The following is a 12,707-nucleotide window of genomic DNA, read 5'->3' as shown; positions in this document are numbered from 1 at the left end:
TCGCCGCCTGACGTCACCGATCATCAGATCAACCTGTCGAAACTCGTTAGACATAAGCCTATCCTCAAGCCTGTGCTTGAGCCTTCCTGCTTATGCTGAGTGTCCGGTCGAATTGGGGTGCAGTTCAGGGATCGAGGTGCGTACTCATATTGAACTCCGTTTCGTTGCGCAGTAACGCCCCGTTTGAGGGAGTGTTCCACTTCTCATCTGTCGTTGGGGCTTTTGTCTTTCAACGTACGGCCCGTCCGCATATGTGAACTTGTCGCTGACGACTGTCTTCGAAGCGGAACGTTCGGAGCACTTAGTCGGTAATTCGATACCCATTCACGGCTGCTGCACCGCTCACGGCGCTTTGCATCGGTCGCGGAATCCGCCTTCGTTAGGCGGTGGTTTTCGAAAGTTGATCCATGGCAGGTCCCCGCGCTCGACTCGTTAGGCTTCGAGCCCTCAGGTACAGGATGACCAAGCTGTCTGTCCGTCGGTATCCGCAGTAGATTGACGGTCGCGCCGCGTTCCAGCGTAAGACGCGATATCGTGATTTACGGTTCAGGCCGCAACAAGACGATCTATCGGAGCTCGATTATATCGACGTTGGCCAACACTATCCTCAAATTCGCACCTGCAGTTCATGCTCATGCACCGCGTTTCAGTAGGTGTGCAGAAATCTGAGCGACGCCTATATGACGAACGCCTCACCGTAGTTACGAGCGCCCAGGGTGTCCAAAAGGCTGGAGCGCGCGCGGCCGACGCGGCTTTTGACAGTTCCGATCTCGCATCGAGCGCGTTGAGCGGTCTCTTCATAGGAGGCACCGGAAGCAACAAGGAGAAGCGCCTCTTTGTAGCGGGGGGCAAGCGCACCAATAGCTTTTTCGACATCCTTGTAATGGACGGTCCATTCCTGTGACGATGACACCTGCACGGGGCACAGCGCTGCGTCCTCTTCTGTCCCGACCGGACTGCGCTGCAGGGCGCGAGACTGGGTCAGGAAAGTGTTTTTCATTATAGTGAAGGTCCAGGACTTCAGGTTTGTGCCAGGAGTGAACCGATCTTTGTTTGCCAGCGCTTTGACGATCGTTTCCTGGACAAGATCGTCCGCGTCATTAGGGTTTCTTATAAGCCTGAGGGCGAACGCTCTAAGAGCGGGAAGAAGGTCAATCAACTGAGGTTCCACGCGACACACTCCATCGTTGTCTCATGGGACAATGGTCGCGCGATTGATCTGTTCCGGTCTTAAGGTGTAGCGTCTGCCAGCGTACCCTGCCACATCGGCACTCGGCAGATGTTACCACGACCAGTAGCTGGCGCAGCCGCGGTAGTTAGCAGTCAACCGAACGGGGCCTGCCCGGTTGACATACCCCCGTTTGCGGCTTCGTCTACTCGACCGGCGGTCAGATCATTATCTCGCCACCGGTGACCGGTACGACGGCCCCGGTCATGTAGCTTCCGAGTTCACTCGCAAGAAGGACGAACGCCCCTGCGAGCTCTGCTGGCTGACCGGCTCTTCCGATCAGCGTCTGCTCACCAAACTTTTCCGTTTTATCCGCGGGCATGGTCGACGGGATCAACGGCGTCCAAATGGGACCAGGAGCGACCGCATTGACCCTGATCCCCTTCTTTGAGAGCATCTCTGCCAGGCCCGCTGTGAAGTTTGAAATGGCGCCCTTTGTCGATGCGTATGCAAGGAGATGCGGTGAGGGCTGCCGCGACTGTATTGACGTGGTATTGATGATTGCGCTGCCCCGAGGCATGTGGGGAACTGCAGCCTTAGTGAGAAAGAACGGTGCGTAGATATTCGTGCGAAAGGTCTCATCCCACTCTTCGGCAGTAATATCGGCAATGTCGGAATAGGTTCGTTGAAAGGCGGCATTGTTGACAAGTACGTCGACCTTTCCGAACTCCTCTACGGTTCGAGCAACTAGATCGATGCAATGCTGTTCTGACTTAATGTCGCCAGCTATCAGCACTGCTTTACGTCCCGCCTTTTCTATCCACTGGCCGGTATCTTGTGCATCGTCGTGTTCATTGAGGTAGGACACGACAACATCGGCGCCTTCTCGAGCAAAGGCGATCGCAACTGCTTTGCCGATCCCGGAATCCGCTCCCGTGATGAGGGCGACTTTGCCAGAAAGTCTGCCGCTTCCCTCGTAGCTTTGCTCACCATGATCCGGAAGCGGCATCATGGATTTGGTGTCGCCGGGAGGGTCTTGATTTTGGGACGGGTAGGGCGGCGTTGGTCGACGCGAATCTTGGCTCATCTCGGTGCTCCTGGATCGGTTTGGCTACTCACCTAACCTATCCAGTACGGAAGAGTTCCTCGCTTTGCCTGGCGATCCGCGCTCGGAGCGTAACTCCACCTATCACGAGGATAGTCGACCAGCGGCTAGCGACCCTTCAGGATTTCCTGTTCCGCCTGACGCCAATGATCGTCCGGCCGTCCGTCTGGGCTCCCTTCGCTTTCCCATATTTCATATGCACGACGTCGTATGCTCTCGGTTAAATCTGCGGAAGCGTCGCCTCTGCCGGTGGTATCCGGAACAGAAATCGCCGTTTCGTCGGGATGGGTTCCTTGTACTGGAGCCTTTCGTCGAGCCATCATTTCTCTCCTTGGTAGGTCAGTTTTCGTACCAGAAACCTCTCGGACGGAACTTGTTTCCGGCGGGCGATCCCTTGAGCCGAAAGTTTAGACGGGAGCCTACTCGCTCTTCGCAACCTCACTCCAGTCGGAGCGAGCGGTGTGTTCCAGGAAGAAGCTGATTTCGCGCTCAAGGCCTTCGCAAAGCTCTTGGCTTTCCTGCAATCGATCGTGGGACAGGGGCTCGCGGTAGAGCTTGTCTCGCATCATCACACATTCCGCATAAAGCTCAAAAAGGTCCCGCAGGCGAGGGACTTTTTCGATGTGACGACGGCATTCCGGATACCGAAGCAGGAAGGATGCGCAGCCATGTCGGAATAGGTCAGTCGAATTCAGCATTAAGCCTTGCTCGTCGAACTGGCATCCTCCGTGGGAGCGACGCCGGGTTAATCAACAGCTCATTTTCCGCTCCCGTAGAAGAGAGTTTCCATGAGAATAAACTGAAAAATCAATTAAGAGAAGTGTTTGGTACCGTACAGAGGATGGCACAGCTGACGACCATAAAACCGGCGAGAGAAGCGCGGCAACGAGCCGACGGGCGCAGCCGTGCCATGTCGTGATCAAGTCAAGGTGGCCAGCGATTTCGCAAAGCGCGAACGCCTCAAGCGGCCGGAGCACCAATGTGCAGACGTAAGCGTCGTGCCGACCTAGGGTGTGTTCGCGGATGTTGGAACCAGTCCAATGGTGGCTGTTTCCTGAATGTTGCGTGTCAGGACGGCACCCGGAGTTTCGCTCTCGGGCTGGAGAGCTTGCCTGACCTCGTCTTCGTCCCATCCTGCGACAGCGGCGGAGGAGACCAGCATCTCAATCTTTTCGGCTTCCGACGCGTTCGACGTTTCGTCTAGAAACCGTCTGGCGGGTGCAAGACATTGCGCGAGATTGGCTGACCTGGCGCGCGCATCCTCGCAATAGCTGGGTGAAGCGACGTATGGCATTTGCTGTTTCCTGCTCTCAGGGTGATGGCGAAGTGGGGCCCGGCACCTATAACGGAGCCGGGCCGTAGAAGTTCTATGCTGCCTTGGCGTTTGCCTGTGCAACGGCGAGCTGTGTAAGCTTCTTGTCAGTAGCCTCTTCTTCTGAAAGATTCTGCTTCAGAAGCGGGATAGCGTCCTTGAGGCCGAGCTGTCCCGCCCAGGCAATAAGGGTGCCATAACGGGCAATTTCGTAGTGCTCCACCGCCTGCGCCGCGGAAATGAGGCCTGCGTCGAGAGCCGGAGATCCCTTGAACTCTTCCATGATCTCTTCGCCTTCCGAGATGATCCCTTGGATCGCCTCGCAGGTCTTGCCACGAGCGGGCTTACCGAAGATCTCGAAGACTTGTTCCAGGCGCTCAATCTGCCCCTGGGTTTCATCTCGATGCTGCAGAAAACCTGCTTTTCCTTCCTCTGACTGAGCCGCGCGAGCCATCTTTGGCAGCGCTTTAAGGATCTGCTTCTCGGCGTAGTATATGTCCTTGAGCGTGTCGAGGAAGAGGTCGTCAAGCGTCTTTTGAGTTGCCATGGTAGTCCTCCATGATGGCGATTGAATGCGTTGCCAAAACTCGTGTTGGTCCTTAATGTTCCCTGCGACGGCAAAGGGCCGACGGCAAAATATGCTTTTGAATTTTACAAAGCGGCGGGCGGGTTTTCTGCTGATGAGCCGCATCTGCCAATCGCAGGGTAACCGCCGTTGGAACTAAAATTGCGTCGAAACCTTGGCTTCGACCGAGGGATCACGAGTCGACAGCGGGCTGCGCATTGTTCGCAGCTACCGGGCGTTTGAGATTGCTCTGCATTCGATCAAGGACCGTCGCCAGTCGCCGGTAGGCATCCTTGGTCGCAGTTTGTGCCTCCTCCTCTTGGCCTGCGATATGCATTTGGACAGCGCGGTGCAGAAGGTCCCGGACTTCCCAGAGCTCTTCGTCGATACGTGTTTCCTTCATTGTCGTTCTCCATCCGTGTGGTGTTCCAACAATCTCCAACGGGCACCAAGAGTGCTTCAATCCGAACCTTGCGCCTTCACAGATTGTTCCAAGGAGCGGGAACCCCACGGGGGTACGCCGGTTAGTCACATAGGCGACGGGAAAGCCGTCATCAACTAGCCGCCGCGGCCGGACGGCCGACTGGATCTCTTGCCTCTCCACTTTGAGGGCCTTTTAACATGATGGAACGTGCGGCAGAAGAGATTGCTTTACGGAAGGCTCGACGTGCTGAAAGACGCGAAATACAGCGAAGGGCTAATCTTGTTCGAGCTGCAAGGATGCACGAGCTGCGAGTGAAAGATGGTGCTCGGGAAGTGGTGAAAACGGATCAGGTCTCGAGACGTTTTCATATTGGTTGCTCAGGATGGTACTATTGGCACTGGAAAGGAAAGTTTTATCCTGCGGACGCTCCCTCAAGCGAGCTTTTCTCTATCTATCAAAGCCACTTCAGCACGGTAGAACTAAATGCGCCTTTCTACGCTTGGCCAACAATCGCCGCTGTCAAGGCATGGACACGGCAGGCGGCTCCTGAATTCGTCTACACCATCAAGGTCTGCGAGCTCATCACGCACATTAACCGTTTTGAAAAGACTGAGGTTCTTGTCGAAGACTTCGGATACATTGCCGACCTGTTGGGTCCCCGGATGGGATGCTTCCTGTTCCAACTCCCGCCGAGTGTGCGGTACTCGTCTGAAATGTTGCGATTGATCCTATCGCAGCTTGATCGGCGGCGGCGCAATGTCGTCGAATTTCGTCACAAGAGTTGGTGGAACCAGGACGTGTACAACGCTTTTGCGGATGCCGGCGCGATATTTTGTTCATGCAGCGGACCTGCGTTGCCTGACGAACTTGTACGAACTGCTGACGACATCTACGTCCGGTTCCACGGAACCAAACAGTGGTATCGCCACGATTACACCGATGAAGAGTTAGCAATATGGGCGCAGCGAATTGAATGCAGTGGCGCTAAGACGGTATGGGTTTATTTCAACAACGACCGCGACTGTAATTCAATCAAAAACGCGAGCAAGCTGTCTGAACTTCTCGGCTTCTCCGCAGCGCAACCTGATAGCCTTTTCTTGCCTAGATAGCTACGGGCCGATCGCGTGACGCACGCATCATGGATTGCCTCTCGAGGCACCCGTGCCGCGGCCTCAGAGAACAGCAGCGAGTGTTCAAATGGCTTTCACAAAAAGGAACCGTAAGAAGAGCGGGAACCGCTAGCAACTTCAAGAGTTGGATCCGCGGTTTTAGTTTGTCCACCCACGGAGAGCAACATGAATAGAGGGGGAGAATATTCGGATAAGGTTCCTGCAGAGGAACAGAAGCCTGTTGATGCCAGGGAGGGAGCCCGGCCTGTCAAGCCGGAAAAAGACAGTAGGAGTATCGCCAAAGACGCGCCACCCAAGGGCCCGCCTGCTGCGGAACCGCGCTAAACATACGTCCCCGTGCGATCGACCATGCAACGAGGAATTAACCGCGTTGGATTTGATCTCCGGGCATCTGTTCCTCTACAGGTGTCGGTAAGTACAACATCACCGCTCAGTTGGGCTCTTGTCATCGTTGTCGCGGTTAAGAGTATCTTCGGCTTACGCTGAAAGCTGGTGCGACCCGGCTCTAGTATTGATAATGATGTCGAGCGGATCTGTTGTTCTCGGGCGGTATGTGCCACTTTTTCACGCCGCCTGCCACGCTTCATTGAGACTGTAACGAAACACACGTGCGTCTCCGACTTCGCTTGGAGATCTGCGGATCATTCGTATAGCTGGGGAGCGTCGAGAGGTCAGCCTACCCGTTGGTGACCTCTCGAGCCATTGGCGGGGCAGAAGTCCCCTACCAGTCCTTCTGGCAGAAGGACTTCAGCAGGTTAGAAGGAGAAAGAATACTTGAAAACCTGGACTAAGGTCCGACCACGCTAGGGGTATGACCTGGCGCTCATTTATTGCCATTCTTAACGCACTGCCTGCTATGGCACCGGAGATTTTTCCGGTCGGGAAGGACACAAAATCTCATAAAAGATATCGCCGTAAAGGACGTGATCCTCGTTGCCTAAGCCAGCCTACTAGGCGTCATCGTGATGGGCTCTGCTCTAAGACATTTTCGGTTCGACTTACATCGAGCGGATTTCCTTTAACCTGTGTTCCGACCCTTGTAGGGGAATCGCGCGCTAACATGTGTCATCGATGCGACAAGAAGGGAAGGAGCTCTTTGTCTCATCAGTTGAAGCAGATGGTCGAAAAAAATAGCCCCGCGCGGGCGGGGCTGAAGGGGAACTGACTGGAGCTAAGAGAACGTTCCTTTCTCAAAGCGAACGCATAACTTTCTGAGGGGGAAATGGTTCCACTCCTCGAGGCAAATATCTTGCGGGCCTGTTGCTGGATAAAATGATACCGCACGAGGCCTGAACAGGCCCGAGGTTTCCTAAACTCGCGGATGAAGCAACTTATCGTGTGCCCTGACCCCGCGACCACTCTTTCGCAGCCATGGCTATGACAGACGCCGCGATGAACCGCTCGCTTCCTTGATTGAAGTAGTACGCGCAGACAATTCGACCATCTCGCCGTAGTACCGATCGCGGGTACCCGAGGTCGGGCAACACGCCGTCTGCGCGAATGATTGTCTCTTCCGACCAGGTTTGCCCTTGATTGTCACTCGTTTTACATCTGATTCCGAACGGGTTACTCCGCACGCCATAGAAAAGATAGATCCTGCCGCTCAGCGAGCGGCACATGCTGGCGGGGTTTCCCCCGGGTCCTGTGTTTGCGACTATCTTGCCGAGGGGATGCCAGGAAAGACCGCAGTCTGTCGATCGGTAGCCCTCCAACCACCCCACGCGTCCGACGCCCAGCCCTCGTCGCAAGACAGTGATGATCGTTCCATCGGGCATGGACACACTTGTTGGCATGATAGAATACCCGGTCCCGTCATCATCTACGAAGCTTTTCACTCTGAATGTGCGTCCGCCGTCCGTCGTTTCGGCACAAAACGCGCGCCCTTCTAGCCCGTTTGGCTTCGCGCAGCTGAGCATGAACAGCGCATGACTTTTTCCTAAAGGAACCACATCAGTTCGCGCGGCTACCCCGCTGACAGCAAGCCCGTTGAAAGGGAAAGGCCCCTTCCACGTGCGGCCACGATCGTGAGTGACGTAAAACCAACTTCTCGCGTCTGCGTGAATGCCCGTGCGGGCCGCCATAATGTTGGTTTCTGGGTCCATGAAATCGATCGCGACGGAAAGTGTGTCCAGGAATAAAGTCCCCTTGAGATCCGGGCCTGAACGCAAGTCACGATCAACGTGCTCGTCGGCCGACAGATTGTCGCCACCAGGCACGAGTCCAGGAAAATCCTCCACTGCCCAGGTCGAACCACCGTCCAGACTACGAGCTTGTCGCGGTCGGAAAGGCCGGTGCACATTGCGTGCATGAAGCGGACCCTGATTGCCAAGCTCTCCAACGGCAAACACAACAAGAATCTCGTCGCCCCAGATCCACATTCCATAGTTCGCAGGCCACCCTGCAAACTGACCTTCCCGACGAAATATGTCGCAGTGTTGCACTGCAGCTGGGGTGACGGTCATTGTCGGCCCTGTTGAGCGTCTGATCTCGCTGTCTTGATTGCCTTAAGCTTCATCAACAGTATTGAGGCTGACAGCAAGAAACATGTTGCGTTCGTCAAGATGATCGGAATTTCACTTCGCACTACGCCAAACCAGGTCCACAAAGCAAATCCTGTGACAGTGAGTATGTACATCCATGCCGAAATGGCGGCCGTATCTTTGCTTCGAAAGACTTTGACTGTTTGAGGTATGAAACTGGAGACCGAACAAATAGATGCTGCGTATCCGACGACTAGTCCAAGGTCCATGCTACCCTCGTTGCTTCTTAGGTCGCAGCTCGCCTTGCAAGTGCGCTCTGTCATTTGGCAAGCGTTCTATAGGCATCGGATTGGGTGGATCCCGACCTGGGATCAGGATCGGGTACGGGATCAACACCGGGAGGTGGTTGATCAGGGGTACCGGGATTGAAAGTGGAGCAACGGGGTCGAAAGGCAAAGGCATTTTAAAGCTCCTCTGATGCCTCCAAACTTTGATCGCTCGACGGTGTTCCGCCCACGCTCATGAAAGTCGCCGCGAAACCGCGACTCCTGAAGCTTGATACCCATACCACGCTCTAACGTTGACCCCGAGCCCGGCCACATCTTGCAGGGGCCGAGCCATGAAGAGCTGGTGCGGTTCTGACATCTGGAAACCGGCCCTGCGGGAACCTCAGCAGCAGGGACACGTTTTTATTTGATCGACGCAAGAGGAGATTGACCCTTGAACCAAGACCAATCACATCAACCGGGAAAGAAGTCGGCACAAGCCCTTCATCGCGAAACGAAAATGGAGGAGCGGAAGGTAGAGACCGCGAAGGGCTCGCCATTGGCGAAGGGCGCCAAGCGAGTAGAGGAACGCGCCAAATCCAGTGACGGAAAGAGTGCTGGGGAAAAGCAACATTAGCTGAGGTTTGACACCCCAATACAGTTTCGCGGGAGCAACTTGAGGGTGAAATTGAGGCGTGCTTGCACGCCTCAATCTCCTCTTAGACCTGAGACCGGGGGGACGATGTCACAAGGAGGTCCTCCTCATCGTCGCGCTGTTTTCCGCCAAGAGCTGCCGCAGCAGAGGCGATGAAAGCTCCAATTAGCAGTGAAAGTGCACCAACTAAAGCTGTCGTCGCTGCACCCTTTCTTGCTTCGTCCACAGCGTTCTGCGCTGCGACCTTGGCGTCGTCGATCTGCTTGAGCACTGCATCGAGGCGGGCGCGAGCATCGGCCTCAGATAATCCTGTTCGAGCTGCCACGATCCCTGCGATGTATGCCTTGTCAGCGTCCGGAACCTGCCCGCTTGCAGCGCCCTGCAGAAGTATACGGGAGATTTCCGTCGCTGCGGCACCGTCATCCTCACGTGCCCGGTCGCCGGCTTGCTGGGGCCGCAGCAAAGCGTCTGTGAAGTATGACGTGGAAAGGTCAGGACCGTTGGTCGTGGCTGCGCTCGCAGCGCCGGCCATTCCCGCAGTATTTATCACACTTCCCGCCGCACTCGCTCCAGCGCCTGCAAGCGAAGTCAGGGAAGAAGCGAGAAAACCCGCGACGAATAGCGTCGCCAGGGCCCAACTGAGGAAGCCGTGCGCCGTATCCCTGAAGAAAACTTCGTCGGTATGAACCGCTGCCCATTTAGTGCGTAGTCTGCCGGTAAGGTACCCTCCCAGCGCCGAAGACAGCCACTGCACCACGACAAGCCAGATCGCGGCCGAGATGCCGACGGTGGCCGCCGAACTGCTTTCGCCCGACCATGGGGAGACCATTGTCAGCCCTAGGCCCGAGCCGAGTAGGATGAGGATGAGCGTGATGCCGGTGGCAGCTACAGCGCCTCCAATGATCGGGCCCCACGCCATCGCGGATTTGGAGGATTCAACCGGCAGAATGCCGGCGGCCGTACCTTCGCTTGGAAACATGTCGGCCCCCTAGCGCATGAAGAGAACAAGTAGGATCACGATCGGCAGCGGAATGCCGAGGAGCCACAGAAGTATACCTCTACCCATTTGAAAACCTCCAAGAAATTTAATTTGCGCCTTCCCAACGCGATGGCTTCAACAATGTTCCCGTTCTACCGTTTCGAACGCTTCTCTTCGGCAGAAGAGCCGGTTGCTAACTGGCCATGGTGTCGTGAAAAGGACTGCATCGAATTAGGCCTTGGTTGCGCTGTCGGACTGTGGTCAATGCCATATTTATGAATAGAGCAGACCACACCTCCTGAAAAAGACAAGGAGGTCAGTGATCCAAGGCGATTGTCGTAGCTCCATGGCTAGATAGGGGCAGCTTAAAGAGTCCGGCTGCCGGCGATCCTTTGCCGATGGCGAAGCGCCGAATCCGACCACATTATCATGCGCGGGGGCATTGCCGCGCGATAGAGCTATCGCGTGGCGCCCCAAAAGAACGCGATCGTCGCGACCACGCCCACAGCAGTAAGAGGTCTCTCGCGAATCTTATCTTCGACGTCCTTCCAAACCGAGCGAGCCTCCCCTTTTGCCAGGTGAACGGCGCCGCTGGCGACCTCAGATGCTCGCTCTGATAAGCGAGCAGCTTCGCGCGCGAGAGCAACGCGATCGCTGGAAGGTGCGCCACGACTATTTTCCACGCTTCGCAGAGCCTCGTTGACCAGCGGGTACTGGTCTTCACCATCTTGAACGCGTTCTGCTTCGGATGCATCGGCCCTGCCGGCGGAGACAGCAGTGCTCGTTATTGAGATTGGATCGGAGGCGGGAAACGTATCTTGGAGGCCCTTGTCGAGTTCGCTCTTTGCGCGGCGCCGCTGGTCAGCTTCCTCCTTCTTCAATGATTGAACCGCGGGTGATTGATTGGGATCCGGCATGTTATCTTCCTCCTGTTGACTAGGAACCGCCTCAAAGGTCAGAGCGCGAAACGGCGCTGCTGATGAGTATTTTTGGGCGTGTGGCTTCAATCCTGCTCTCGTGTTCCCGGACTGCTTTCACGCACATCCTGGTCTTCCAGGTCTGACTTGACCAAGAACGCATCACGCCCCTGTCGTCTTGCTTCTCGGAGTGCCTCAATGTTCGAGCGATTGTCGCCTTGACTTTCACTGGCACGGAGGGGCTGACGTTCTACTTCATGGTCCGCGGGGTCGCGTGGCCTTGCATCGGCCCCGAGAACGCGTTTCTTCTTTTGTTCCTGCATTTCATTTCTCCAATCGAGGCGCTTTGGCTGAACGAGGGAGCGGGATCCGTTTCCTGTCGGCCTGTCTGCTCCGGCACCACTCGGCCTTCCGGCTCAGCTTTCGGAATGATCAGCAACGATGTTTGTTCCGTACTTGCCACTGAGAGATGGGCGGCGGTCGCGACTATCACGCCCCATTTGGATTGAAACGGGAATGGGAACCGACAATCGCCGTCAGAGTTATCGCCGAATGAACCAGACTATTTCAAACAACGACATAAAGACGATAGCTGTAGACGCGCAACTTGCGTCGGGCCTTGTCTATATCTCCAGCTTGGATCGAGGGATAACCCGTAAGCAAGGAAAAAACGGGTTTCTTTATTATAAGCCGGAGGGCGATCGTATCACCGATACGGCCGAGATTGATCGCCTTAACGCGCTCGCCATTCCGCCAGCCTATACAGATGTCGTTATTTCCACCAACCCATACAGTCACCTTCAGGCAGTCGGTGTCGACGCCCGTGGGAGGAAGCAATATCGTTATCATTCAGCTTGGCATGAAGAGAGGGGGCGGGCGAAGTTTGATCGTCTCGCCGACTTTGCCGCGCGTCTTCCAGATATACGAGAACGGGTAGACAAAGACCTCAATTCTCGAGGCCTGAATTTTGACAAGGCGCTCGCCACGGTAGTCTGGATACTCGATAACCTTTACATTCGAATTGGAAACTCTTTGTATGCCGAAGCGAACAAGAGCTATGGCGTGACGACGCTGAGACGCAGACACGTGAAGGTAGAGGGAGGTAGCGTCAAGTTTCGCTTCAAGGGAAAGTCCGGCAAGGAGTGGAACCTCATCCATAGCGATCGACGTATTGCAAATGTCGTCCGCAAGCTTCAGGAGTTGCCTGGGCAACATCTTTTTCAGTATGTTTGCGATGAGGGTGGATGCCGTCAAATCTCTTCCCAGGACGTGAACAGCTATATTAGAGAGACGGCGGGGCAGGACTTCAGTTCTCGCCAGTTTCGAACATGGGGCGCGACATGTATGGCAGTAGGTGCGCTCGCGCCGTTGGAAATGGCTGTATCCGAAAGAGCGATTGCTCGGCAACTCAACGAGGCAATTGATCTTGTTGCTAGCAAGCTTGTAAATACTCGCGCTGTCTGCAGATCCTCATATATCCATCCTGCGGTGTTTGATGACTTCAGGTCCGGCTCCTTGGGCTCCGTGTTGCGTTTGCGCACGAGAAGCCGACGGCTTCTGGAATGGATGGACGAAGACGAAATCCGTGTCCTGCGGTGGCTGAAATTGCGCATGGGGCAGTGAGTCTGGAGGCCGTAAGGATCGCATCGCAGTCTAGACAAGAGAGTTCGGGGGGGGGGCATTTCTCTCGCTTCTCATACCTATGC

General features: G+C 55.6%; 14 protein-coding genes and 1 pseudogene. 3 read left to right on the top strand and 12 right to left on the bottom strand.

What is annotated here, in order from left to right; genetic code table 11:
* Positions 1-676 precede the first annotated feature (676 nt).
* From JNB88_RS31465 to JNB88_RS31435, 7 genes are all read right to left on the bottom strand, one after another.
* Positions 677-1,171 carry a sigma-70 family RNA polymerase sigma factor gene (locus tag JNB88_RS31465; RefSeq protein ID WP_338111065.1) on the bottom strand — a complete coding sequence of 165 codons (495 nt, stop codon included), beginning with the start codon at positions 1,169-1,171 and terminating at the stop codon, positions 677-679.
* A 217-nt stretch (positions 1,172-1,388) separates the two neighbouring features.
* Positions 1,389-2,255: an SDR family oxidoreductase gene (locus JNB88_RS31460; protein WP_220358888.1), complete on the bottom strand. Its 867-nt coding sequence runs from the start codon at positions 2,253-2,255 to the stop codon at positions 1,389-1,391.
* A gap of 125 nt (positions 2,256-2,380) precedes the next feature.
* On the bottom strand, positions 2,381-2,593 hold the full coding sequence (locus JNB88_RS31455) for a DUF2934 domain-containing protein (RefSeq protein ID WP_223217412.1): 213 nt from the start codon (positions 2,591-2,593) through the stop codon (positions 2,381-2,383).
* A gap of 99 nt (positions 2,594-2,692) precedes the next feature.
* Complete coding sequence (locus JNB88_RS31450; RefSeq protein WP_220358886.1) at positions 2,693-2,842, bottom strand: hypothetical protein; 150 nt, start codon at positions 2,840-2,842, stop codon at positions 2,693-2,695.
* A 437-nt stretch (positions 2,843-3,279) separates the two neighbouring features.
* Positions 3,280-3,567, bottom strand: coding sequence for a hypothetical protein (locus JNB88_RS31445; protein WP_220358885.1), 288 nt, complete (start codon positions 3,565-3,567; stop codon positions 3,280-3,282).
* A 73-nt stretch (positions 3,568-3,640) separates the two neighbouring features.
* Positions 3,641-4,132, bottom strand: a complete 492-nt coding sequence (locus tag JNB88_RS31440; RefSeq protein WP_220358884.1) for a YciE/YciF ferroxidase family protein — start codon at positions 4,130-4,132, stop codon at positions 3,641-3,643.
* A gap of 211 nt (positions 4,133-4,343) precedes the next feature.
* Positions 4,344-4,553: a hypothetical protein gene (locus tag JNB88_RS31435; RefSeq protein WP_220358883.1), complete on the bottom strand. Its 210-nt coding sequence runs from the start codon at positions 4,551-4,553 to the stop codon at positions 4,344-4,346.
* Positions 4,554-4,771: 218 nt separating this feature from the next.
* Here JNB88_RS31435 and JNB88_RS31430 point away from each other — a divergent pair, with 218 nt between their 5' ends.
* Positions 4,772-5,683 carry a DUF72 domain-containing protein gene (locus tag JNB88_RS31430; protein ID WP_220358882.1) on the top strand — a complete coding sequence of 304 codons (912 nt, stop codon included), beginning with the start codon at positions 4,772-4,774 and terminating at the stop codon, positions 5,681-5,683.
* A 1,352-nt stretch (positions 5,684-7,035) separates the two neighbouring features.
* Here the strand turns inward: JNB88_RS31430 and JNB88_RS31425 are convergent.
* Both JNB88_RS31425 and JNB88_RS31420 read right to left on the bottom strand, forming a co-directional pair.
* Positions 7,036-8,166, bottom strand: a complete 1,131-nt coding sequence (locus JNB88_RS31425; protein WP_220358881.1) for a sialidase family protein — start codon at positions 8,164-8,166, stop codon at positions 7,036-7,038.
* Positions 8,163-8,453 carry a SemiSWEET family sugar transporter gene (locus tag JNB88_RS31420; RefSeq protein WP_220358880.1) on the bottom strand — a complete coding sequence of 97 codons (291 nt, stop codon included), beginning with the start codon at positions 8,451-8,453 and terminating at the stop codon, positions 8,163-8,165. Before JNB88_RS31420 ends, JNB88_RS31425 begins: the two co-directional genes overlap by 4 nt.
* A gap of 451 nt (positions 8,454-8,904) precedes the next feature.
* On the opposite strand from JNB88_RS31420, the gene JNB88_RS34005 reads away from it, so the two are divergent.
* Entirely contained in the window at positions 8,905-9,087 is a 183-nt protein-coding gene (locus tag JNB88_RS34005) for a hypothetical protein (RefSeq protein ID WP_223217411.1), read from the top strand.
* 82 nt (positions 9,088-9,169) lie between these two features.
* Here the strand turns inward: JNB88_RS34005 and JNB88_RS31415 are convergent, their stop codons facing one another.
* The 3 genes and pseudogenes from JNB88_RS31415 to JNB88_RS34805 form a co-directional block, all read right to left on the bottom strand.
* On the bottom strand, positions 9,170-10,084 hold the full coding sequence (locus JNB88_RS31415) for a hypothetical protein (protein ID WP_220358879.1): 915 nt from the start codon (positions 10,082-10,084) through the stop codon (positions 9,170-9,172).
* Between the two features lie 458 nt (positions 10,085-10,542).
* On the bottom strand, positions 10,543-11,001 hold the full coding sequence (locus tag JNB88_RS31410; protein ID WP_220358878.1) for a hypothetical protein: 459 nt from the start codon (positions 10,999-11,001) through the stop codon (positions 10,543-10,545).
* A gap of 86 nt (positions 11,002-11,087) precedes the next feature.
* Positions 11,088-11,216 (bottom strand): annotated as a pseudogene (locus tag JNB88_RS34805) (DUF2934 domain-containing protein); the annotation flags it as partial.
* Between the two features lie 337 nt (positions 11,217-11,553).
* Between JNB88_RS34805 and JNB88_RS31405 the strand changes: the two are divergent.
* Positions 11,554-12,624, top strand: coding sequence for a DNA topoisomerase IB (locus tag JNB88_RS31405; protein WP_220358877.1), 1,071 nt, complete (start codon positions 11,554-11,556; stop codon positions 12,622-12,624).
* Positions 12,625-12,707 lie beyond the last annotated feature (83 nt).

It is taken from the genome of Rhizobium cauense, from assembly GCF_019511525.1.
GTDB classification, from domain to species: domain Bacteria; phylum Pseudomonadota; class Alphaproteobacteria; order Rhizobiales; family Rhizobiaceae; genus Rhizobium; species Rhizobium cauense.
Note: the sequence above shows the minus strand (reverse complement) of the source record. Positions and strands in the feature narration are given on the sequence as shown.